At 46.4% G+C, this 21,003-nt stretch carries 17 protein-coding genes and 1 pseudogene; 7 read left to right on the plus strand and 11 right to left on the minus strand.

Annotated features, from left to right (window positions below):
• The first annotated feature begins 19 nt into the window (after window positions 1-19).
• Window positions 20-1,111, plus strand: a complete 1,092-nt coding sequence (locus B9N89_RS11895; RefSeq protein WP_132319107.1) for a hypothetical protein — start codon at window positions 20-22, stop codon at window positions 1,109-1,111.
• A gap of 148 nt (window positions 1,112-1,259) precedes the next feature.
• On the opposite strand, the gene B9N89_RS11900 is transcribed toward B9N89_RS11895, so the two are convergent.
• From B9N89_RS11900 to B9N89_RS11910, 3 genes are all read right to left on the minus strand, one after another.
• Window positions 1,260-1,772, minus strand: coding sequence for a hypothetical protein (locus B9N89_RS11900; protein WP_132319105.1), 513 nt, complete (start codon window positions 1,770-1,772; stop codon window positions 1,260-1,262).
• Between the two features lie 349 nt (window positions 1,773-2,121).
• Window positions 2,122-3,153 (minus strand): hypothetical protein, encoded by a 1,032-nt coding sequence (locus B9N89_RS11905; RefSeq protein WP_132319103.1) that lies wholly within the window; start codon window positions 3,151-3,153, stop codon window positions 2,122-2,124.
• A 318-nt stretch (window positions 3,154-3,471) separates the two neighbouring features.
• On the minus strand, window positions 3,472-5,652 hold the full coding sequence (locus tag B9N89_RS11910) for an OsmC domain/YcaO domain-containing protein (protein WP_132319101.1): 2,181 nt from the start codon (window positions 5,650-5,652) through the stop codon (window positions 3,472-3,474).
• Between the two features lie 263 nt (window positions 5,653-5,915).
• Between B9N89_RS11910 and B9N89_RS11915 the strand changes: the two genes are divergently transcribed.
• Window positions 5,916-6,689 (plus strand): response regulator, encoded by a 774-nt coding sequence (locus tag B9N89_RS11915; protein WP_132319099.1) that lies wholly within the window; start codon window positions 5,916-5,918, stop codon window positions 6,687-6,689.
• Between the two features lie 3 nt (window positions 6,690-6,692).
• On the opposite strand, the gene B9N89_RS11920 is transcribed toward B9N89_RS11915, so the two are convergent.
• The 7 genes and pseudogenes from B9N89_RS11920 to B9N89_RS31875 form a co-directional block, all read right to left on the minus strand.
• Window positions 6,693-7,199 (minus strand): hypothetical protein, encoded by a 507-nt coding sequence (locus tag B9N89_RS11920; RefSeq protein ID WP_132319097.1) that lies wholly within the window; start codon window positions 7,197-7,199, stop codon window positions 6,693-6,695.
• Window positions 7,200-7,345: 146 nt separating this feature from the next.
• Complete coding sequence (locus B9N89_RS11925; protein ID WP_132319095.1) at window positions 7,346-8,107, minus strand: substrate-binding periplasmic protein; 762 nt, start codon at window positions 8,105-8,107, stop codon at window positions 7,346-7,348.
• Between the two features lie 112 nt (window positions 8,108-8,219).
• Window positions 8,220-8,819, minus strand: a complete 600-nt coding sequence (locus B9N89_RS11930) for a hypothetical protein (RefSeq protein WP_132319093.1) — start codon at window positions 8,817-8,819, stop codon at window positions 8,220-8,222.
• Window positions 8,820-8,897: 78 nt separating this feature from the next.
• Complete coding sequence (locus B9N89_RS11935) at window positions 8,898-9,743, minus strand: hypothetical protein (RefSeq protein ID WP_132319091.1); 846 nt, start codon at window positions 9,741-9,743, stop codon at window positions 8,898-8,900.
• A gap of 117 nt (window positions 9,744-9,860) precedes the next feature.
• Window positions 9,861-11,051, minus strand: coding sequence for a hypothetical protein (locus B9N89_RS11940; RefSeq protein ID WP_132319089.1), 1,191 nt, complete (start codon window positions 11,049-11,051; stop codon window positions 9,861-9,863).
• Window positions 11,052-11,213: 162 nt separating this feature from the next.
• Complete coding sequence (locus B9N89_RS11945) at window positions 11,214-11,495, minus strand: hypothetical protein (RefSeq protein WP_132319087.1); 282 nt, start codon at window positions 11,493-11,495, stop codon at window positions 11,214-11,216.
• A 245-nt stretch (window positions 11,496-11,740) separates the two neighbouring features.
• Window positions 11,741-15,027: pseudogene (locus tag B9N89_RS31875) on the minus strand (transglutaminase family protein).
• A gap of 127 nt (window positions 15,028-15,154) precedes the next feature.
• On the opposite strand from B9N89_RS31875, the gene B9N89_RS11955 reads away from it, so the two are divergent.
• The 5 genes from B9N89_RS11955 (at window position 15,155) to B9N89_RS11975 (ending at window position 20,395) form a co-directional block, all read left to right on the plus strand.
• Window positions 15,155-16,459, plus strand: a complete 1,305-nt coding sequence (locus B9N89_RS11955; protein ID WP_132319085.1) for a class II glutamine amidotransferase — start codon at window positions 15,155-15,157, stop codon at window positions 16,457-16,459.
• Window positions 16,456-17,004, plus strand: coding sequence for a transglutaminase-like domain-containing protein (locus B9N89_RS11960; protein ID WP_132319083.1), 549 nt, complete (start codon window positions 16,456-16,458; stop codon window positions 17,002-17,004). The genes B9N89_RS11955 and B9N89_RS11960 overlap by 4 nt, the downstream gene beginning before the upstream one ends.
• An 85-nt stretch (window positions 17,005-17,089) precedes the next feature.
• Complete coding sequence (locus tag B9N89_RS11965) at window positions 17,090-18,538, plus strand: circularly permuted type 2 ATP-grasp protein (RefSeq protein WP_132319081.1); 1,449 nt, start codon at window positions 17,090-17,092, stop codon at window positions 18,536-18,538.
• Window positions 18,538-19,512: an alpha-E domain-containing protein gene (locus B9N89_RS11970; protein ID WP_132319079.1), complete on the plus strand. Its 975-nt coding sequence runs from the start codon at window positions 18,538-18,540 to the stop codon at window positions 19,510-19,512. The genes B9N89_RS11965 and B9N89_RS11970 overlap by 1 nt, the downstream gene beginning before the upstream one ends.
• A gap of 49 nt (window positions 19,513-19,561) precedes the next feature.
• On the plus strand, window positions 19,562-20,395 hold the full coding sequence (locus tag B9N89_RS11975) for a c-type cytochrome (protein WP_143478174.1): 834 nt from the start codon (window positions 19,562-19,564) through the stop codon (window positions 20,393-20,395).
• A 173-nt stretch (window positions 20,396-20,568) separates the two neighbouring features.
• Here B9N89_RS11975 and B9N89_RS11980 read toward each other — a convergent pair whose 3' ends face one another.
• Window positions 20,569-20,832: a hypothetical protein gene (locus B9N89_RS11980; RefSeq protein ID WP_159455319.1), complete on the minus strand. Its 264-nt coding sequence runs from the start codon at window positions 20,830-20,832 to the stop codon at window positions 20,569-20,571.
• Window positions 20,833-21,003 lie beyond the last annotated feature (171 nt).

Raw genomic sequence — 21,003 nt, forward strand, 5'->3', positions numbered from 1 at the left:
AATCAAATAGGAAACAATGATGAAATACGTACTACCACTTGCTTTTGCACTTTCAGTAACAGCCTGTAACAATGATGATGATAAGAAAAACTCAGATGGCCCTGGTAAAGAAGGTCAAGGCCTCACTCTCCGGAGCACGGAAAAGCTAATGGCTGATGCCAAAATGAACGTGATCCCTAGTGACTTTAAAAACACAGCTACAAGTCCTAAAGATGTTTCTAAAGCATTTGATAGCATGGATGCAAAGAAGCTTGTACCTCAGAAGAAAACGGCTGGCGGAGTCATTGCAAACTTCGTGAAGTCAGCATCAGCAAAGGAAGGTGGTGGAAAAGGTGGCGCTGTCGCCCCAGCTATAGCGTGTGACCAACTGTTTGACGGCATCGATACCTTTTTAGATGAGGGCAATTCTGCTGTCGGCGAGCTTGTCACAGAAGTCGATAATGCTATTAGTGGTAAAGATAATCCGATGAATCTTTACGTTGAAACACCCAAAGAAAACGAAGTATTTAGGATCAGAGCCGATATTGAAGCCCTTGATTCCGAAGATAGCGATGAAGAGGGAACAAGTGGGAATGTTTCCGGTGATGTCATCGTAAGTGGCGGAGCAAATGATACTCAAGCATTTCTAAAGTTCTCGGGAGATATGAATATCAGCGAGCTAGAGCTAAACGATGAAGCCAGCCTTGTTGATCAGAAGATCAAGACTGATATCGAGGTGTTCGCAGAGAACGGTGATGATCCGAAGCTTGGTTTCGGTGCTGGAGTGGAGATGCTTGCTACGGATGCTGAAGGTAGCGAAGTTAAGGTCGATTCTGCGCTAAAACTTGAAATCAAGGGTGGGAAACTCCCAAGCTATACGTTAACAGGCAGTGGCAACGGAGTTTTCGAGAAAACCAAAGGAACGTTCTCCTTTGATAGCAGCTTGACTACCCAGGAAGACTTGAGCCTTGAGTTCATCTTCGACGCTTCGCTTAGCGCTCCTGAAGGAAATGAGAAGCTAAAGATCACTTCTAAGCTTCAGAACAGCAGCAGGGGTTGCTTTGCCGTAGAAACAACTTGTGAAGGCAACGAACAAGCTTGTGATCTTGTTGTGGGCGTGGTGGCACGCTAGCCGTAGGTCCAATCCACCTTACGTGGAGTGGTAGAGCCTTTTTCCGAATCCTGGGAAGATCTCGGAAAGAGGCTCGATAATGGTGGTTGTTGAGCTACAGCACCCACCAATGCCATCGATTGAGAGCTTCAATCAGTGGTTTTAAAGTTTACTTAGTCGCCTCAGCAGAGACTACTTCAATTTTTAGTTGGCAACCGGGATAGAAGGTCTCATCACTTCCTTTTTTACTATTGAGACTTTGAATAGTTAAGTTTCCAGGTCCGTCAATGATGAGACCCCTTGCAGATGACTTGAAAACTAGCGGGTAGTAGCTTTGCTGTGGGTTTTCGGGATCAGCTTCATCGAATGCTGTCAGGTAGAATGGTGATGCGTAGTTGCCAGGCTCGCAAGTAAAGTCATAATTTACAGTGTAAGCTGTTCGAGCGTCACCCACTTTTTGTTCAACAACTTTTTTCTGATCATCAAGACGGCAGTTTTCACCGTCGGTATTACAGTTGAAGTAGATGTCTTCCCCAAATCTTCTTTCCTCATCGTCAACAAGCTGAGAGGGGTCTTTAGGCAGCTTTTGTCGCTTATCTATTTCGGATTCTTTCTTGTCTTGCCCACAGGATGCAATTATCAAAAAGCATATTAATGTAATGATATAATTAACTAATTTCAATTTTGGAATCCTTCCTTATAGTTATAATTATGATATGATAGACTGTTTTGGTGAATATTGCAGCATCGCACCCTGATGGCCAGATCTTATGAGGGCGTAGCGATTTAGCTTGGGGTTAGAAGGCCATCGCGCTATATCGATGCTTCCCATTTCACTCGTCACTACTCAATACTTCAGAAAGAGCCTCGATGATAGGGCTAACGCCTGTGAAGCCTGTATGTCTAAGGAGCTGGTTGCCTTGTGCTGAACAGCTCCCGATTCGGGCGGGAATCGCTGTGGCTGAAGTGCTACAGGAATCCCCCACTAGAAACGCGCAAGCGATTTAGTGGCGGGAGGCCGTCAATCGATCCTACTCTACAATTAGGAGTTGCAGCTTAAGAGCCTCTGTCTGGCTGCCACGTGAGTGAGTCGTTCCTTGGTTACTATCCCCAGCGATGTAGCGATCCTCGCCTAGACCACGGATAAGAAACGATGCAGCTCTATCACGACTTTGGGAGTAGTGTTCGAGCGAGAAGCTTTGTGCTTCGGCCGTGTAGGTGCAGCCGTAAAATGCAACTTGATCAGAGTTTGCATAATCAACAAGATCAATGCAAGACAGTTCGCAGAACTCTTGGAAAAAGCATTGGGTCGCATTGGGATTAGGAGTCGTAATGCGGTAACCAGAGTCATAAGCTTGAAAGCGTACTGGTTGTGCACTTGAACATTCCGAGAACCCCAGGCTCGTGACAATAGCCGCGTCTGTATTTAAATCGTAACTCCACCGGCTTGGGCCTGAAAGGCAGAGTCCTGAGTCTGCATGCTGAAGATAGAAGTCACGGGATCCTAGATCTGAACTTTCAAGGGCAACGGAAAGCGGCATCACGGAATTGATGGGAACGACAATGGCTTCTGAGTTCATCGGATTCGAGCTGTTGCGAACGAGTAAACTGATCGAAAGTTTTTGATTGCTGATAAATTGTCGAGGAGCCTTGCCGTTCCAATGCCAATCCCCGGTCTCGATACGGGTCATAGAAACTTCTACGGTAGACGCTCCGTTTTCCACTAAACTCGCGCGCTCTATATAGATCTGATCAACGAAGGCAGACTTTGCAGTGAGGCTTTGATCTTCGAATACAGCGCAACCGAATCCTAAGTTGGCCTCATCGCTTAAGTTTGTGTCTACTGAGCAGGACAGGAAGGCTCCACCAACCATTACTGGCTCGTTGACGGCAGTGGTGAATGAGTCTGGATCGTGAGGGGAAAGATCTTCATTGGCCTCTACTTGTGAACCAGGCTTATCTAGGGAGATAGTCGTGCTCTTCTCAGTGCTATCTAGAAAGTTATCTGCAGGTGAGCAAGACAGGGTTAGAATGATGATTGCCATAGGTCGTGACACTTTCATGAAAGTCTCCAAGAGTGATATTACTATTTTGGATCACATAAATGTGCTATCGGAATCTTTACCATGATCTCATATTTTTATTCTAAGCTGTTGAATATATAACCATATATAAGGGCTAATTCTTCCAATCTAGCTAGCTCGTTAGTGTGACTTAAGGACGTTAATACTTAACTGATAATCGTCTGAGAAGAATTTTGAGGCTTGTCACATGATTCTGCCTACAGGTAGTGGCAGCGGGGTAGGGAGTATTGGCATTCATTTTGGGCCCTAAATGAGAGACTGTTTTTGCAGCCTCTCTTCTTAGTTTTTGAGACCCTACTACATTCGTTCCTGGCGAGCTTTATGAAGCTTTTCATAGGACTCGATGAGTCGCTGATGCTTGTCCAAGCCCGACAACCTATCATCAGTAGGCGTTAACCCGTGAAAGCGCATCTGTCCTTGAATAACCGCAATTACCTGATCCATTTCCTCTTTGCCAAACATCCGCTTGAGGTTTTCTGTGTAGTTGTCCAGCTCGATGCTCTCATCGAGGCTAATGGCTAGAACAGTTTGGATTGCCTGATAGTATAAGCGGCGGCTTTGGTGGAGTTCATTAAATGTCAGTAGCTCTTCCACTAACTCCTTGGCTTGATCAAGGTTTTGTAAGGCAAGATGGATCATGATTTTCAACTCACCAATATTAAGCTGGCCCCACACACTGTTTTCATCAAAAGCTATTCCAATTAACTCCGAAATGAGAGTGTAGTTATCTTGTTCACTTTCTTCGAATCGTTCGAGCAGATCCTCAAGATCCTCGTCGTCTTGCTCATGGATATTTAAGATATCAGAGCGAAAATAAAGAGCCTTGTTGGTATTGTCCCAGATCAAGTCCTCAACGGGATAGATTTCTGAATAGCCAGGGACTAGAATGCGGCAGGCATGGGCACCGAGATCTTGGTAGTCTGCAATATAGACTTCTTTTTCCATAGATTTAAGGATATCGAGCAGATAATCATGCTCTTCTTTGGTATTACCCTCGATGTTCCAATCAGAGAAATCATAATCGCTTTTGCTGCTGAAAAACTTCCAAGAAACCACACCGGTAGAATCAACAAAGTGTTCAACGAAGTTATTGGGTTCTGTCACCGCAAGGCTGTTGAATGTCGGTGCAGGCATGTCGTTGAGACCCTCAAAGCTCCTGCCTTGCAAGAGCTCCGTTAAACTACGCTCTAAAGCTACTTCAAATTTTGGATGAGCTCCGAAAGAAGCATAGACACCGCCCGTCTTAGGATTCATGAGGGTGACACACATCACTGGGAAACGACCCCCTAGGGATGCATCCTTCACCAGTAACGGAAATCCGCGTTCCTCTAATGACTTAATTCCTGCCTCAATTGAAGGGTATCTGGCTAAAACGGATGCTGGAACATCGGGGAGCGCAAGTTCGTCTTCTAAGATTTGTTTTTTTACGGCTCGCTCGAAAATCTCTGATAAGCATTGAACACGAGCTTCGTGGAGACTGTTGCCGGCACTCATACCATTGCTAACGTAAAGGTTACCAACCAAGCCAACCGGCACATATACTGTTTCTTGGTCCGATTGCCTGATAAACGGCTGGGCACAGATTCCTCGCTCAATAAGCCCTGAATTGGTATCGAGAAGGTGGCCAGCTAAGAGTTCACCTTCGGGGTTATATATTGACAGCATGGTGTCATCCATGAGGCCATCGGGAATAGGAGCATCGGGCTCAGAGTCAAACCACTTCTCATTAGGGTAGTGGACGAAGGATCGGGAGGCAATGTCTTCACCTAGGTAAAAGTCGTTGTAGAAGTAATTACAGCTAATACGCTCAAGGTACTCACCTAGTGCCGATGCCAAGGCACTTTCCTTAGTGGAGCCCTTGCCGTTGGTGAAGCAAAGCGGCGATGTTGCGTCGCGGATATGAACCGACCAGACATGGGGGACGATATTACGCCACGAAGCAATCTCAATTTTGATGCCCAGCTGAGCCAGGGCATTGGTCATGGCTTGGATGGTTTCTTCTAAGGGAGCATCTTTGCCAAGAATCATGGTTTTGGAGTTCGACGATTCACCGTGGGAATACAGAAGACCCGCATCTTGACCCAGAGTATCCACCGATTCAATTTGAAAATCGGGGCCAGTTTGAATCACCTTTTTTACCGTACAGCGATCCATCGCTTTGAGAATACCCTCGCGGTGTTTCTCGGGAAGGTCAGCAGGAAGCTCTACCTTAATACTGAATATCTGGTTGTAGCGATTTTCAGGGTCGATCGTATTATTTTGCGAGATTCGAATGTCATCAGTTGGGATGTCTCGCGCCTTACAGTAGACCTTCACAAAGTAGGCAGCGCAAAGTGCAGACGAGGCTAAAAAATAGTCAAACGGACTAGGTGCCGTGCCGTCACCCTTGTAGCGGATTGGCTGATCGGTTGTGATGGTGAAGTCATCAAAACTTGCTTCGAGGCGGAGATTGTCTAAAAAACGTACGTTGATTTCCATGGATTCCAGTCTTCCCATATGTTTCAGACGATTCTTATATAACAAAAAGGCGAAAATCGGTAGGCCACTTTTTCGAAAGCTCCGGCTGGGAAGTATAAGTTATTGTAAATAAGGGGAAAAATTGAGCTTGAAAACTGATGAATTTAGGCCAAAGCCTCTAGTCTAGGAGCCGGCAGTATTACGAAAAAGGCTGAATTTATTTAAGAAATTTTCCTTGGAAGAATTTCAATCAGAGCCGAAACCTAGAGGAAAGGAGGCATGCCTTGAAAAAGATTCTCTGTGTTAAAGACCATCATTGCAATGACGAATTTATTGCTCAGTCATTCAGCAAACAAGGTATGAAAGTAGCAAAGGCCTATGGCTTTCAGGAGTCTTTTCATATCATGAGAACATTCGTTCCCGATGCTGTGCTGGTGGATATCAAGTCGTTGGAAGAGGAAAGCGGCAAGCAGTTCGTTCAGAATCTAAGGGACAATAATCGTCTGAGTCACATTCCCATTGTGGGGATTTTCGATTGTGACTTACCAGAAGATCTCACGCGCTATCGCACCTGGGGCTGTGATGAATTCTTTTCTAAAGAGCAAGACTTGGCTGATATCTCGCGGTTGGTGAATCAGGTCATTGAACAATCGCAATTAAAGATTCCAAAAATCCTGTTGATGGAGGATGACCCTGATCTTAAAAATATTCTCAAAGATGCATTGGAACCAATCGGTGTGGCAGTCATCGATGTTTGCAATGGTTTTGACGCTATTCGGATTTTCAAAAATCAAAAATTTGATATGCTCATCACAGATATCATGGTGAAAGGCTTGAATGGCTTCCAGCTGATTGAAATGGTTAGCAAGGAGGCTCCTGACATTCCCATTATTGTGATCACAGGAGCCTACCCGAAAGGGTTTGATTCCTTTGCGACGAAACTTGGTATCAACACTCACTTTCAGAAACCCTTTGATATGGAGCTGTTCGCAGGATCCATAGCGGAGATTTTGCAGAACCAAAGAGATGTCGCTCAAAAAATATCTATGGAACTATAAATTTCATGGGGTCTTGCCAGCACGTTTCTTATAGAACCCTTCAAACCAAGTCACCCATTTCATGGTTTTCGGGTCTTGCTGGCTAAAATATTGTCGGACTCGCTTGTCTTTGAGTTGTTGCCACTCACCGCGAAATGGGAAGGTCTTTTTGGTTTTGGCATAATATATGGTGCCTTCCATGGCTATGCCTTGCTCCTTCGCTTCGCCCTTTAAGTGGATGATAGTACCATCAGCACTGACCCAGTGCTGAACCCACTGCTGCAATTGGGGGTCGTAGTAATTCATACTAGAGCCTTTAAGGCCTTTTTTCCCTGTCCAGGACTCAAGAATCAAACACTCGTTCACTCGAGTGATCTCATTCAGACCGGCTTCTTTGCCATTCGCAGTGCGGACATCCCAAGTTCCCAGCCAGAAGTTAAATGCTTGATGGTTGGGCTTACTACATGGCTTTGGCTTCGACCATGTGATTGTCGCAAGCCCCAGTAGAATCGAAAATAGCGTAAGTTTCATCTGTCACCTCGATACGATGGGTTTTGACAAACCTTACGAACTTCCTTGAGAAAGGTCAACAGTCCTTAGCTAAATTGGATTAAGGTGTTTTGAAAACCAGGAAGATGAAACGGTCTCCTGGGTATAGTTGGACTTTAGACTTGAACTCAAGCCTGATGTGAAAACCCATGTGAGATCAAAATTTTTCGGTATGTGCCATCGTCCATAATTTTTTTCAGCCCTAAGTTGAAGGCATCAATGAGTTTCTTGCTATTGGTTAATTTCTTGCTCGCCAGAATATAGAGCTTGTTGGCGGAAAGAATGGGATCAAGGAAGACAAATTCTCCCTTTACTGGGTGACTCGCTTCGTATCTTGCTAGTTCGTAGCTAAAAATACCTTCAGCCATAACAACAAAGTCAAGACGACCGTTGATTAACTTTTTAATATTCAATTCCGGTGACTTAGCCACCTGCTTCTGGAGGTAAGTCGCTGCGTCGAATTCATCGCCATTAGCAAACCCTCTTGATATTCCAATTTTATACTTCTTGAGTTCTTTTAGGCTATTGTACCGTGTAATCCCTGTTTTTTTCTGTCCGATGATTCGAATATTGATATCGTAGAGGGGAGAGCTAATGTGGAACTTGTCAGCTCGCTCCTTAGAGTAGTACGCACCCATGACAACGTCGGCTTCCCCTTTCTCACCCATGGCCAGGGCTCGTTTCCAAGGCAGAAATTGAATGGATGCTTGATGACCTGCTCTTTCAAATGCCTCTTGAACGATCTCTGTAATAACCCCTTTGTTTTTCAGTTTGGGTCCGTAGAAAGGTTCCCATTCCAGGGTCACCATACTAACTGATTTGGCAAGTAGGCTTGAAGATAGTAAAGCGGAAAGAAAGAATAGGCTTGAGTATAAGCTACGAAGGGTCACTCTGATGTCCTCCAAATGTCTCTGTGGTGCGTAATTATTATATTCTCTGAAACTAAGAGCTAGGTAGTGGAGGAAGTAAGTATTCTGAAGGAATGTTTTCGAAGGTCTACGCTTAGTACCCGCAGACTTCCTTATGGATTTCAGCCTGCCGCTTGATGTTTGCTGTAACCAAGTTGTTCCTGCTATCTTCTTCCAGCTTTGCAAACCTTTGAATTATGTCATCAGCAACGACATCTCTGTCAGATAATAGTGGAGAGACCTCGACCTTTAGATCTCTGGCTGGGAAATCTTGATCTATAAATTGAAGAGCCTCATCCTGCCATAAAACCCGTATTCTTCGAATCGGTCGATCATCGACTGGCAGGCGATAGCTGAGGCAGTACTGATAGCTATTCCTATTGCAGCTATCTGTCTCTTGGGGTCTTATTGTAAAGGTATTACCGAATTCGTCTTGGAGCAAAAATTTCGGTGAAGTTGAGTCAGTATTCGAAGTTGCCTTGATTGCATAGTGGTAACGCACACCCAATTGATGGCTCTCGTATGAAAAGGCCAGCACCTGGCCTTTAGTATAGGGTTGAATGAACTCCAGGCATTCATAGTGCTTGCTTGAGACAACTGGGCTCTGTGGAATCCAAGCTTTTTGGAGTGGATTGGTTTGGCAAGCACACCAAAGAATCGAAGGAATAATAAGACTCAACGTGCGATAATCCATGATGCCCTCAGAATCTCTATTGCCCAAGTTACATTTTAGGTGACTTTTCGCTAAAAAGCCACCTTGGGCAGTTCGATTCTATAGGGTTTGGGTGTCGCAGGCACAGAGAAGGTCGCCGCCGAGCGGTGGAAACCAAGTGGTATTAGTCGGGGTTTGATCCCAATAGATCTTGCTACCCCACTTATAACAGCCAAGACCAAAGCCAGTGTCCACGGTCTCTACCTGTAAAGTGTTATCACCGTTGATCTTACGATATAGCATACCACAGGTGTTGATATTACTAGGCTGCATACTGCCAATGACGTTCAAGGTATTGATATGGGGTGTTGAGTTAACTTGACCACAAGTATAGGCACATGATGTGCTGGTCTTGAAGTAGCAGATCCCATCCAAGGTTTCCCCAGTGGAGCAATCCTGAGTAGGAAGAGGAATCTCTTCTACAAAGGCGGTGGTGACTAGGGCATCTAGCTCACTCACTTCGTTCACGTATTCGTAGACAAAGGTTGAGTTGTTGATGGCCTGGCGAATGGTGTTTGCGTCTTCTGCGCCGCTATAAGTAAATAAGATGTCCCAGTAACGACGGTTCTCGGGAAGTTTCTTGCTCACTGATACCGTACTGAACTCTGGAGCGACTTGAACTTCATAGAAGGCCCAAGCGTTCTCTGGAGTTGCGGCTCGTTTATCAGCACCGTCGGTTAAGTGGCAACCGACATCAACCTCGGTGTCACGCATGTCATTGATGGAGCAGAATATTGAATATCCGGGGAGGCCAGCACCTTGCTCAGATGGCCTATCGGCCTTGTTAGAGGTGGCTGCTGTAGCATTAATGGCTTGATTTCTATCGCCGTCTCCCTGGAGACTGCCACTACCATTATCACAGGACGTGATTAGTAGTAGGAAGAGCAAACTTATTTGTCGTAACATCTCTACCTCTAACTCAGTGTGTTTTGGTCCGCATTAGGTATCGGATATTTTATGTCAAAACTTTAATCCGATTCGATAGATTAGTTAAATTAGAGAGCTATGAGTGGGAGTGCGCCTCTATAGTTTCTGGACCCAGTCGATTTTTGTAAGGTCGCTAGCCACCCCAAGGGCATCTTGGCTTTGATTCAGAGACAGGCGGTTGCTGAGGGAAAGGTACTCATGAAAGGTTAATGCTGCGAGATCTTTATATCGATTTCGGTGAAGCCAGCGGGTCACGGCAAGCCAGGCCAGTAGCTCCTTATCGATATTTCGAATGGAGCGAAGTTTAGGAAGAACTTTCTTCAGGGTTCCCAGCCTGCTGCTGATCGGTATTTCCTTATCATATGCTGCCTCCACTGCTTGGCAAACCGCATAAAGGATGGGGTAGTGCTTTAGCCTCACCTCTTTATACTGGGCAAGAGAGCTCAATTTCGGGAGTTTATTAAACCACTGAGTGCTTGGTAAGCATCTCAACCACAGAAAGCACTCTAGGAGATAGCTGGTGTGGTAATGAGGCTGCCCTCTCTTGCAAAGTTTCGTAAGCCCTAGTGGGTTCTCAGAGGCAATCATCTCAAGGCAGGTCTTTTCCCAAATAAGTTCCGTGCGATAGGGAGAGTTGTCATCAAGCTGAGCCATGTATTGATCGCAAAGCTTCAGGGCTGCATCGCGTCGGCTAGCCAATCGCAGAGAACGAACTCGGTTCAGCTGACTCTTCATGATTGTTTGTTGGCTTTCCGAGTCAGACTCAGCTTTATCGAAGTATGCATTTGCGAGGTGTGAGTGACCGAGGCGAAGGGAATAAATGCCCATTCCTAGCTCTCTGGTAGCAATCATCTCTGGGGTATCATTGGAAAGGTTGGCGCTTATTTGCTGTTCCCACAAAGCTTCCAGAAATTCACCATTCGATAAGTGAATCTCTGATAGAACAAGGTGAAGCTCCCCATAAAGAAAGCTAACCTGAGATTTGCCTGGCTTGATACCGCTCACCCGAAGAATCGCATAGGCCATGTCGGTGAGGTCTACAATCTGTTTGCGGTTCAGACCCCCAAATCGCATATGGTGGAACAAGGCGGAAATGATGAGGATAAAGCGTTTGAGAAAACTCATGGGGTCGAGAGCAAGATCTAACTCTTTAATTTCATTCATAATAAAGTCAAGCTTTGCATCGAGGCCTTCATTGGCCACAATGGTATCAAGAAGTGACTTGGTCTCAAGTTTCACCTCTTCAACGGTCTTTTTTCGCCAGACTTCTTTAGCGGAAGCAGCCAAAATTTGGTCCTCTATGGGGATGGTTGCGAGGAGTTCATCGGTATAATTTAGATTTAGCTTAAGATAGGGTTGCGAGGCTTCAGGATTACAAGATTGCCGGATGGGATACTGGGAGGAGTTTTTAGGACTCCCCCAATATGCATCGAAACAGCTCGATCATCTCTAGTTGACGCTGTTGTCCTTAGCCTTAAGGGCTGTGAACTGCTGGTCGAGGTTCGTGGACCGCTCGATATCCTTCAAGTCAGGTGCAAGAAAAATCGATGTTGCAACCGCAGCAGCAACAAAGGTTGCAAAGCTGATGGTGCCAGCTGAAATTTTCATGAATCTTGGTAGAGCAATTAAGTAGCGACCCAAAGAGATCGTGCGATTCTTACTCGCAGAAAGAAATTGAATGCTAGCTTCAAACGCTCGTTTAGCAAATGGATAGGCTCCCAATTGTGCCATGCTGTAGTCCTCCCAGTCAGTGTACTATGTCTGTTCAGTTCAAGTTATTAAGCTCATGTGATGTGGCTTATGCTCTACGGGATTTGTGCATGAAGCATACCATGGGAACAGTCGAATTTTTCTTGGGGAATTCTTTCTGGGTGTAACGAATCTCGTTTCTGTGAACCTTACTCTCTCGAATAAATTTTTTAAAAAACTCTGTGTGACGGGCCTCAGTAAAGGGCCCCGTTGGCCTCAATTTGAATCTATGAAAATCGCAAATCAAGAGTGCAAGGAAACTCTGGCCTTGAGATCTTCGGTTCAACGAAAATCTCGCCCACATGCTGTCCCATAGCTTGAAACCGTGCTAGACGCCGACCTTCCGCCTCGTTCTCATTGACCGGCAAGGTATCATAGTTGCGACCTCCAGGGTGGGCTGCATGGATGGTGCAGGAACCCAAAGACTGCTGACAGCGAGAATCCACGAGATCGAAAACTAAGGGCGTGTGTACGGGTACTGTGGGGTGTAAGCCATGCGGCGGCCTCCATGCTTTATAGCGGACGCCGGCAACGTACGTTCCCTCCTCATTACAACGCTGCAAAGGAACTTCTTTTCGATTACAGCTTAAAACGTGATGAGGCCTCATATCTCCTGATACCATAACCTGCAATCGCTGTACTGATGAGTCAACGGCGCGGCTAACGGTGCCTTGATATGACTCTTCCCCCAACACATGCCATGGCTCCAGCGCAACACGGAACTCAATGTGAATGCCTTGCACGTTTATTTGTCCAATGATCGGAAATCGGAACTCGAAGTGAGCGCGGAACCAATCGAGCTGAATGGGATAGCCGTCACGGTTGATTTGGGCGACGACATCCTCAAAATCACTCCACACATAGTAAGGCAGCATGAAACGATCGTGGAGTTGGTTATGCCAACGGACAAGTTTTTCTACACAAGGCTTTTGCCAGAACTTAGCGATACAAGCTCGTATGAAGAGAGCCTGGACCAAGCTCATCTGAGGATGAGGTGGCATCTCAAAGCCACGCATCTCTACTAATCCCAGCCGACCCGTTTCACTATCAGGAGTGAAGAGTTTGTCGATGCAGAATTCCGTGCGATGGGTGTTGCCTGTCATATCCACTAAGATATTGCGGAACACGCGATCGATCAGCCAGTAGGGCATGGTCTCATTTGCTGGTGGCATATTAGAGAAAGCTAACTCTAGTTCGTAAAGTGAATCGTGGCGAGCTTCATCAATCCGTGGTGCCTGGCTTGTGGGGCCGATAAAGAGCGATGAGAAAAGGTATGACAGGCTTGGGTGGTTTTGCCAAAAAGTTAGAAGGCTTCGAAGCAGATCGGGCCGCCTAAGAAAAGGGCTGTCCGCAGGAGTTTCTCCTCCGAGGACGATGTGATTACCACCACCCGTACCAACCCTCTGGCCATCGATAAGGAATTTTTCAGCAGTCAACCGACTAAGGCGGGCCTGCTCATAGACATGGCTTGTTAATTGGCTCAATTCAACCCAGGTTTTGCTAGGTGGCACATTCACTTCAATGACGCCCGGATCTGGGGTGATTTTAAAGGAATCAATGCGAAGATCGTGAGGTGGTGGATAGCCTTCGATGCAAATTCTAGTGGATGTTTCTTGAGCTACCAATTCCAATGAGCAAATTTGATCCAAAAAAGGCTCGATTAAGCTTATAGGCGGAAGGAAAACATAAAGTACACCATCGCGAACTTCCAGGCAAAGGGCTGTTCTCACTTTGCCTACAGGATCAGATTCGAAATAGGAGTACTTGGAATCTTTTTGTGACTGCTCACGGCGTTTCTTGGCAGCCTTCGCAAGTTTGTCCCACGAATCAAGCTCTTCCAAGGGAGCTAAAGGGGTGGGTGTTGGGTCGGCATCGATCTGATCAATGCTGACAAATGGTAGGTTTTGAGTTGGTAGACGTAGGCCAATTGGTGAGTCACCGGCATTGAGCAACAAGTGTTCGGTTCTAAATTGCCAACGATTGGTAATCCACTGCTCCCTAGAGAAGGAGTACTTGATGGGTAAAACGTATCCCGCTGGTGTATCCAGACCTTTGTAAAGAAGCGATTGCAGCCGTCGCCTTTCCGTCGCCTCGTAGAGGCTGGCTTTTAGAATATCCCCTTCGATGGGAAGCTGGCCTTCCTTCCAAAGGTAGTAAGGTGTGTCTTCATATGCAGGCAAAATCCCCTCTGAGGGCACGGCCAAGTGCTTGGCCAGTGACTAGCAAACCGTAGAGCATCTTTGTGTGTTTGGGCCTTGTCCGCAGCTTCGCCACTCATGAGGCTTGCGTCTTGCCACATAGCTTGGCCGTCTTTGCGCCAATAGCAGTTCATGGACCAGCGGGGTAGAATCTCTCCAGGATACCACTTGCCCTGCCCATGATGAACCAAGCCATGCTTGCCATAGATCCCTTGCAAGCGCTTGAATAGGGTCTGGCTCAGTGCTTTTTTCTGCGGACCTAGAGCTTCGAGCTGCCATTCGCTGCTTTCTCGATCATCAATCGAAACAAAAGTCGGCTCGCCACCCATGGTAAGTCTGACATCTTGGTTCATAAGGTCCTGATCGATCTGCCTTCCAAGCTGGTCGATGGCCCGCCACTGCTGCTCTGAATAGGGTTTCGTGATGCGCGGGTCTTCGTGAATCCGTGTCACCTTCATGTGATGTTCCATGGTAGCTTCGCATGGATCTAAGGCTCCACTTATAGGCGCTGCGCTACTAGGGTTCGGCGTGCAGCATAGAGGCAGGTGCCCCTCCCCTGTGAGTAATCCTGAAGTCGGATCGAAACCGACCCAACCAGCTCCTGGCAAAAAGACCTCGGTCCAGGCATGAAGATCTGTAAAATCTTCGGTGGTGCCTGATGGGCCATCGAGGCTCTTGACATCAGCTATCAGTTGAATCAAATATCCGGAACAGAAGCGGGTCGCCAATCCCAGGTGTCGAAGGACCTGACACAATAGCCAAGCCATGTCTCGGCAAGACCCACTTTTTAAAGATAAAGTTTGTTCGCAGGTCTGTACCCCAGGCTCCATACGAATCAGATAGCTCAGCTCTTTTTCAAGCCGTTGATTGATATCGATGAGGAAGTCTATTGATGGTGCCTCCCGATTAATTTTGATCGAGTTGACAAACTTTTTGAGAAGGGGCCCAGCCTCCTTAATCTCTAAGTAAGGGGTTAACTCAGCCTTTAGAGCTGTATCATAGGAAAAGGGAAAGTGCTTGGCAGAATCTTCAAGGAAGAAGTCGAATGGATTAAATACCCGGATTTCAGCGGTGAGCCCAACCTCTACGTGTAGCTGCTTAACCTTTTCAGGGAAAACCGCCCTTGCTAAATAATTGCCAAAAGGATCTTGCTGCCAATTGAGAAAATGCTTGTTGGGTGTTATCTTCAGCGAATATGAGTGAACCGGCGTGCGGCAGTGAGGCGCTGGTTTTAGTCGAACGACCTGTGGCCCTAGACTAATAAGCCTGTCGTACTGATAAGAGGTTGTATGCTGCAGAGCGACGATCATACCCATGAGAACCTACCTTGCAAGATTGGACGAATTGGGGCCAAATTAACATAAACGGATTTTTTGAAAGCAGAATTTAGCGTGACCCATGGCGGGTTGATGCATCGTTCTTAGCAAGTATGTAAGGTGGACCATGAGTGATTTTCTGGTGATGAGTTTTGACAGTTTAAGCTCTCCGTCTATTTTTTTGGAAAACCTTCGTGATGTACCTCACGCAAAACGATCCGGTTGGGGGGTTGCATGGTATCCTCACGATGGACCAGCAGCATCCATTGTCAAAGACTCATCGTCTAAAGACGCTACCGACCTGGCGAGTACCTTGAGCAATTGGGATAACTTTAGCTCGACCACATTTTTATGCAAGGTTCGTGGTGGTGCGAAGCGTTACACCCATCAAAATACCCAGCCGTTTAGCAGAACCTATGGAGGACGCGACTGGCTATTTATGCATAACGGCGAGCTAGATCGTGGCTCTCTTCAAGAAAAAGTCATGGCAGACAACTCTCAGTTTCTTCTGCCGATGGGGGATACCGATTCCGAGTTGATCTTTTGCTATATCTTGGGAAAAATGGCTCAACACCAATATCTAACCCTGAGTGATGCCCCTTGGGAAACGCTCCGATCTTGGCTCCAAGAACTTGAAGAGTTTGGTACGATCAACATTGCAATCTCAGACACGCGCCATACGGTGCTTTACCACGGCCAAGTGTTCGAGGATAAACTTTTTTACACCAGGGTTTGCCCACCCCATGACGAGCTGAAGTATCATTCTACAGAAGTTCACATCCTCCTCGATCGGCCCACTGATACCAATCGCACCTTGGTGATGGCAAGCTCTACCAATTTTCCCCAGGGAGATTGGGAGGAAGTCGCACCAGGGCAACTGGTGGTTGTCAGACTTGGTGCCATTCAATACATCACCACTGACAATTCTCCAAACCAAGAGAACCATCAAGGGACAGGTCAGGATTCGCCTCATCACAGCAGCGTTAGCTCTGAGCCGCTGGAGTCTTTGATGACGCTGGATCCCAGCTCGTCGACTCGAATGCCAAAGATCATCAATGTGAAATCAATCACGCGAACTCTTGATGGTAAGCCTTTGACGTATCGTTCCTATCGCATCCGGCACATCACAAACTACCGCTATAAAAAAGCTGTCGAGCAAAGTTCCCATATCATTCGCCTTCATCCTGTAGAAGATGAAGTTCAGGAAGTCGTTCAATCAACGCTAGAGGTTACGGTTCCGGGGGATCAGCTTTCATACGAAGATGTTTTTGGTAATCAATCGATTCACCTTCGCCTCGACGGCCCATACGATGAACTATCGTTTATTAGTGAAAGTAAAATCAAGATTTATGCGCGCTCCATCGACGACTTCAGCTCCTCGATGCGCCGCGTATCAATACCCCTGGTGTGGTGCCCTGGCAACGGCAAATGATGTCGCCTTACCTGCTGCCTCCAGAGCTGCCGGAAACCCAGCTTCGCGAGTTAACGGACTTTGCGATGAGTTTTGTCGAGCGCAACGATTATAATCTTTTAGAAACACTCAATGATATGAATCGAAGGATCTTCAAAGACTTTAAGTATGTCAGTGGCTCGACGACCAATCTAACCACACCCTTTGATGTCTTTGTCAGTCGCAAGGGAGTCTGTCAGGACTTTGCTAATCTATTTATCTGTCTCTGCCGCTTGCTTAGTATTCCTGCGCGCTATCGTGTTGGCTATATTTTCACTGGTGGCGCTTATGAGGAACGATTGGAGCAGGCAGATGCCTCTCATGCTTGGGCTGAAGTTTATCTACCCTACACTGGCTGGCGGGGCTTCGATCCGACCAACGGGGCAACTGCCGCCCAAGACCACATTCGTGTGGCCTGTGGGCGTAATTACCTAGATGCAACTCCCACCGGCGGCACGATTTTTAAAGGTGGTGGGGGCGAAACCCTCAAAGTTGAGGTTCGAGTAGAGCAAACCGAGGATTCTTAAAACGTTTCGGCCTTGGCAATCTTAAAACGGATCTGCTAAGGTCGGCCCTGGATCATCGAAAAAATTTATAGCAGAGGCCAATGCCATGCGATTTGATAACCACCAACTCGATCAGTTCTACGATGAACTCTTCCAGGAAAATGGAAGTCCGAGGCCTGGCAGCAAACCGATCATCGACCAAATCAATGCCTTACCCACCGGAGATTTAAAAAAGCGACAGAAGGCGGCAGAGATGCACCTTCTGCAAGCGGGTATAACGTTTAATGTTTATGGCAGTCGCAAAGGTAAGGAGAAAATTTTCCCCTTCGATATCATTCCCAGAGTGATACAGCATGAAGAATGGTCGATACTTGAAAAAGGCTTGATGCAGCGAATTCACGCGCTCAACCTATTTATCGATGATATCTACAATGACTGCAAGATCCTCAAAGATGGTGTGATCCCTAAGGAAGTGATTTTAAGTGCTGAGTCCTATCGCAAGGAAAGTGTTGGGATGAAGCCACCTAATGGAGTTTGGATTCACGTCACCGGCACCGATCTTATCCGCAATCAGGAGGGGCAGTTCTTTGTTCTTGAAGATAATTTGCGCTGCCCCTCAGGTGTATCATATGTTTTGGAAAATCGAGAGGTTTTGAAACAAACCTTTCCCAAAGCTTTCAAAGCTATGAACGTTCTGCCTGTCCATGATTATCCTGAAAAGCTTTTGGAAACACTGCAAAGCTTATGCAGCTATCGGGATGATCCAGTAGTGGTTCTACTATCTCCAGGTGTCTTTAACTCAGCGTATTTTGAGCATGCGTTCCTTGCACAGCAAATGGGAATTCAGTTGGTTGAAGGGCGAGACTTGACCATCCAAGGTGGTAAGGTCGTGCTGCGAACCACAACTGGCTTTGAACCCGTGGATGTTATTTATCGCCGTGTCGATGATGATTTTCTGGATCCAAAAGAGTTTCGTCCCGATTCCATGTTGGGTGTTCCAGGTCTGATGCAAGCCTATCGCAATGGCCAAGTAGCCCTCGCCAATGCAGTGGGCACTGGTGTGGCTGATGACAAAGCTATCTATGCTTACACTCCGCAAATTATTAAATACTACCTTGGTGAAGATCCTATAATCCCGATCGTGCCTACCTATATATGCTCTGATGAGAAGCAACGTCAGCATGTGTTGGATAACATTCACCAGCTTGTGGTGAAGCCTGTTAATTTGTCTGGTGGTTATGGAATGCTTATCGGTCCTAAGTCGACCAAAGCGGAGCAAGATCGTTTCAAGGAATTGATCAAAAAAAATCCAAGGACCTATATCGCCCAGCCTACCATTCAGCTGTCACGGGCTCCCATCTTGGATGGTCAGGGCTTTAGCGGCCGCCATGTGGATTTGAGGCCTTATATTCTTTATGGAAAGTCGATCCATGTGATCCCAGGTGGGTTAACCCGGGTTGCATTAAAGCCGGGGTCTCTGGTGGTGAATTCATCACAAGGAGGGGGGAGTAAGGATACTTGGATACTTTCTGAGAGCTTTGGAGGGCAAGGATAATGCTAAGCCGGGTTGCGGAATCAATATACTGGATGAATCGCTATGTCGAGCGTGCTGAAAATGTTGCTCGGTTTCTTCATGTGAACTTGCACCTCATGCTCGATTATCCCGGGGAAAGCCCGCAACAGCAGTGGGAACCCCTTGTGACCACATCAGGTGATGACGAAGATTTTTTTAAGCGTTACGGTGTGGCGAGCGAAGAGAATGTCATTCGCTTTCTAACTTTTGATGAAGAAAACCCTAACTCCATCATATCCTGTCTTCACGCAGCCCGCGAAAACGGTCGGACGATTCAAGATACGATATCTTCGGAGATGTGGGAGCATCTCAATCAGTTTTATCTCATGGTTGAAAAACACAGCCGAAAAAAGACGGTGCGAAGCCTCCATGATTTCTATTCCAGCGTGAAAAATGCCAGCCATCTCTATGTTGGGCTGGCGGAAACAACCATGTCTCACGGTGAAGGGTGGCACTTTGGAAAGCTAGGTCGACTTCTAGAAAGAGCTGATAAAACAGCTCGGATATTGGATGTGAAGTACTTTATCCTTCTGCCAAAGTTAGATGATGTGAATACTCCATATGATAGCCTATTTTGGAGTGCTTTACTGAAATCTGCCAGTGCCTTTGAAATGTATCGCAAGCGATTTCATAAAATCTTTCATCATGACGTCGCTGACTTTTTGATCTTTGATCCTAAATTTCCTCGATCCCTTTATTGCTGCACCTTGATGGCTCAGCATTCGATGAACATGATCCAGCAAAAAATGCCAGAAACGCCTCCGGCTGCGTTGGAACTTGAAAAGCTGTTGAGAAGTTTTCAGACAAATGATATTGACTTTATCGTTAATAATGGCTTGCATGAATTTATCGATACCTTTCAATATAACTTGAATATTGTCGGCCGGGAGATTCAGAATTCATTTTTTGCTTTGAAGCCAATTGAAGTAGAGCAGTCTTATCGCAACTGTTGCTGAACAACTGCAACAGCAGACTTCATAAAAGAGCTGAAGTGAGGATACCAAATTGAAGCGAATATGCTTTCTTTGTCTTTTAATCAGTATGAGCTGGGTGGCACAGGCCGCCGACTTCTCGATCCAAAGTGAAGGTGGGGGGCAAGGCTACAGCTATCAAGATCTTTGGCAGCACCCTAAAGCAGAGACCGTGTCCTTACCTCTGTTGAACTATCCAGGCCAAGAGCTATCAGTGCGGGTGGTGCCTGCTCGGGAGCTATTAAAGTCTCTTGCAATCAAGGATCAGGATCGCCTTAAGTTTCATTGTCTCGATGGGTACTCAGGGTTTCTCGATCCTAAGCTACTGCTTAGTCAGGATCCAAGTCGTTCTGAGGCCTATCTTGCCATTGAGGACCCAGACAATCCTTGGCCGCCTTTACCGAAGAAAAATAACAAGGACAAGGTAACAGCAGGGCCCTATTACCTCGTTTGGAAGGAACCAAAGAAGTCGAACATTCCCCCTGAGTTTTGGCCTTATCAGCTCAAGGGCCTTGAACTCATCAAAGGGAGCGCTTTGCCATTTGCCAAGTTGAACCCTGCTCATGGCCTAGAGGCAGGCAGCCCCATCATGCAAGGGTTTCAGGTCTATCAAAAGCGTTGTATGCAGTGTCACACCCTCAATGGCGAAGGCCCATCCACCATGGGTCCGGATTTGAATTTACCGATGAATCCAACGGAATATTTCAAGCCGGCGGCACTAAGAAAGTTTATCAAGAATCCCGCTTCGGTGCGGGAGTGGTCGGACATGAAAATGAGATGGGTCGCTGAAAACACTTGGAGTGATCAAGATATCGAGGTGTTAGTGGCTTATCTGGAACATATGGCTTCTCGTAAGCTTACGAATTAGCCGATATCTTTACCTAAGGCTAAAGAGGCAACAAAAGTTGTGGGATATAGCCTCGAATTTGATGTTAAAACAGTAAGTCTTATCATTGATGGTTGAAAGCAAATTTGGATGAACAAACGCGGCAGGCTGGACAGAGGGCAGAAGGAGCTTAGAGCCGCTCCTTCTTATTCCATTTACTGGTCTAAGCAAATTGCTGGAGCACCGTTTAGGTGACAAACAATGAGCTGTCGTCCAGCAGGACCGTCAAAATTGGTGCCTGAAAGGGTATAACCAGCAGGACAAGTCTCTGCAGGGATTTCAATTTTAGCCGGGTTATCCAAACTCAAGCACTCCTGTGGTGCTGAGCTTGTTGTAGCTTCAACTGGATCGTTGTCGTCACCACAAGCAGTTAGCGTAAGTAGAAATAGGGCTGTAATAGCAGTTAGTTTCATTTTCATCCTCAAATTTCAGTTTGGTTACATAGAGATTTCTGCCATAGCCGATGCATCTACTGTGCCACGTCTAGGCTATATATTTCTCGCTCCTAGCGATGCTTGGCTTTGTAAATGGATTGAACAGCTGGATGGAAATTTTATGAAAACATAGTCGAAGTCAGCTCAACGTCGAAA

The sequence above is a fragment of the Pseudobacteriovorax antillogorgiicola genome (genome assembly GCF_900177345.1).
Lineage (GTDB): Bacteria > Bdellovibrionota_B > Oligoflexia > Oligoflexales > Oligoflexaceae > Pseudobacteriovorax > Pseudobacteriovorax antillogorgiicola.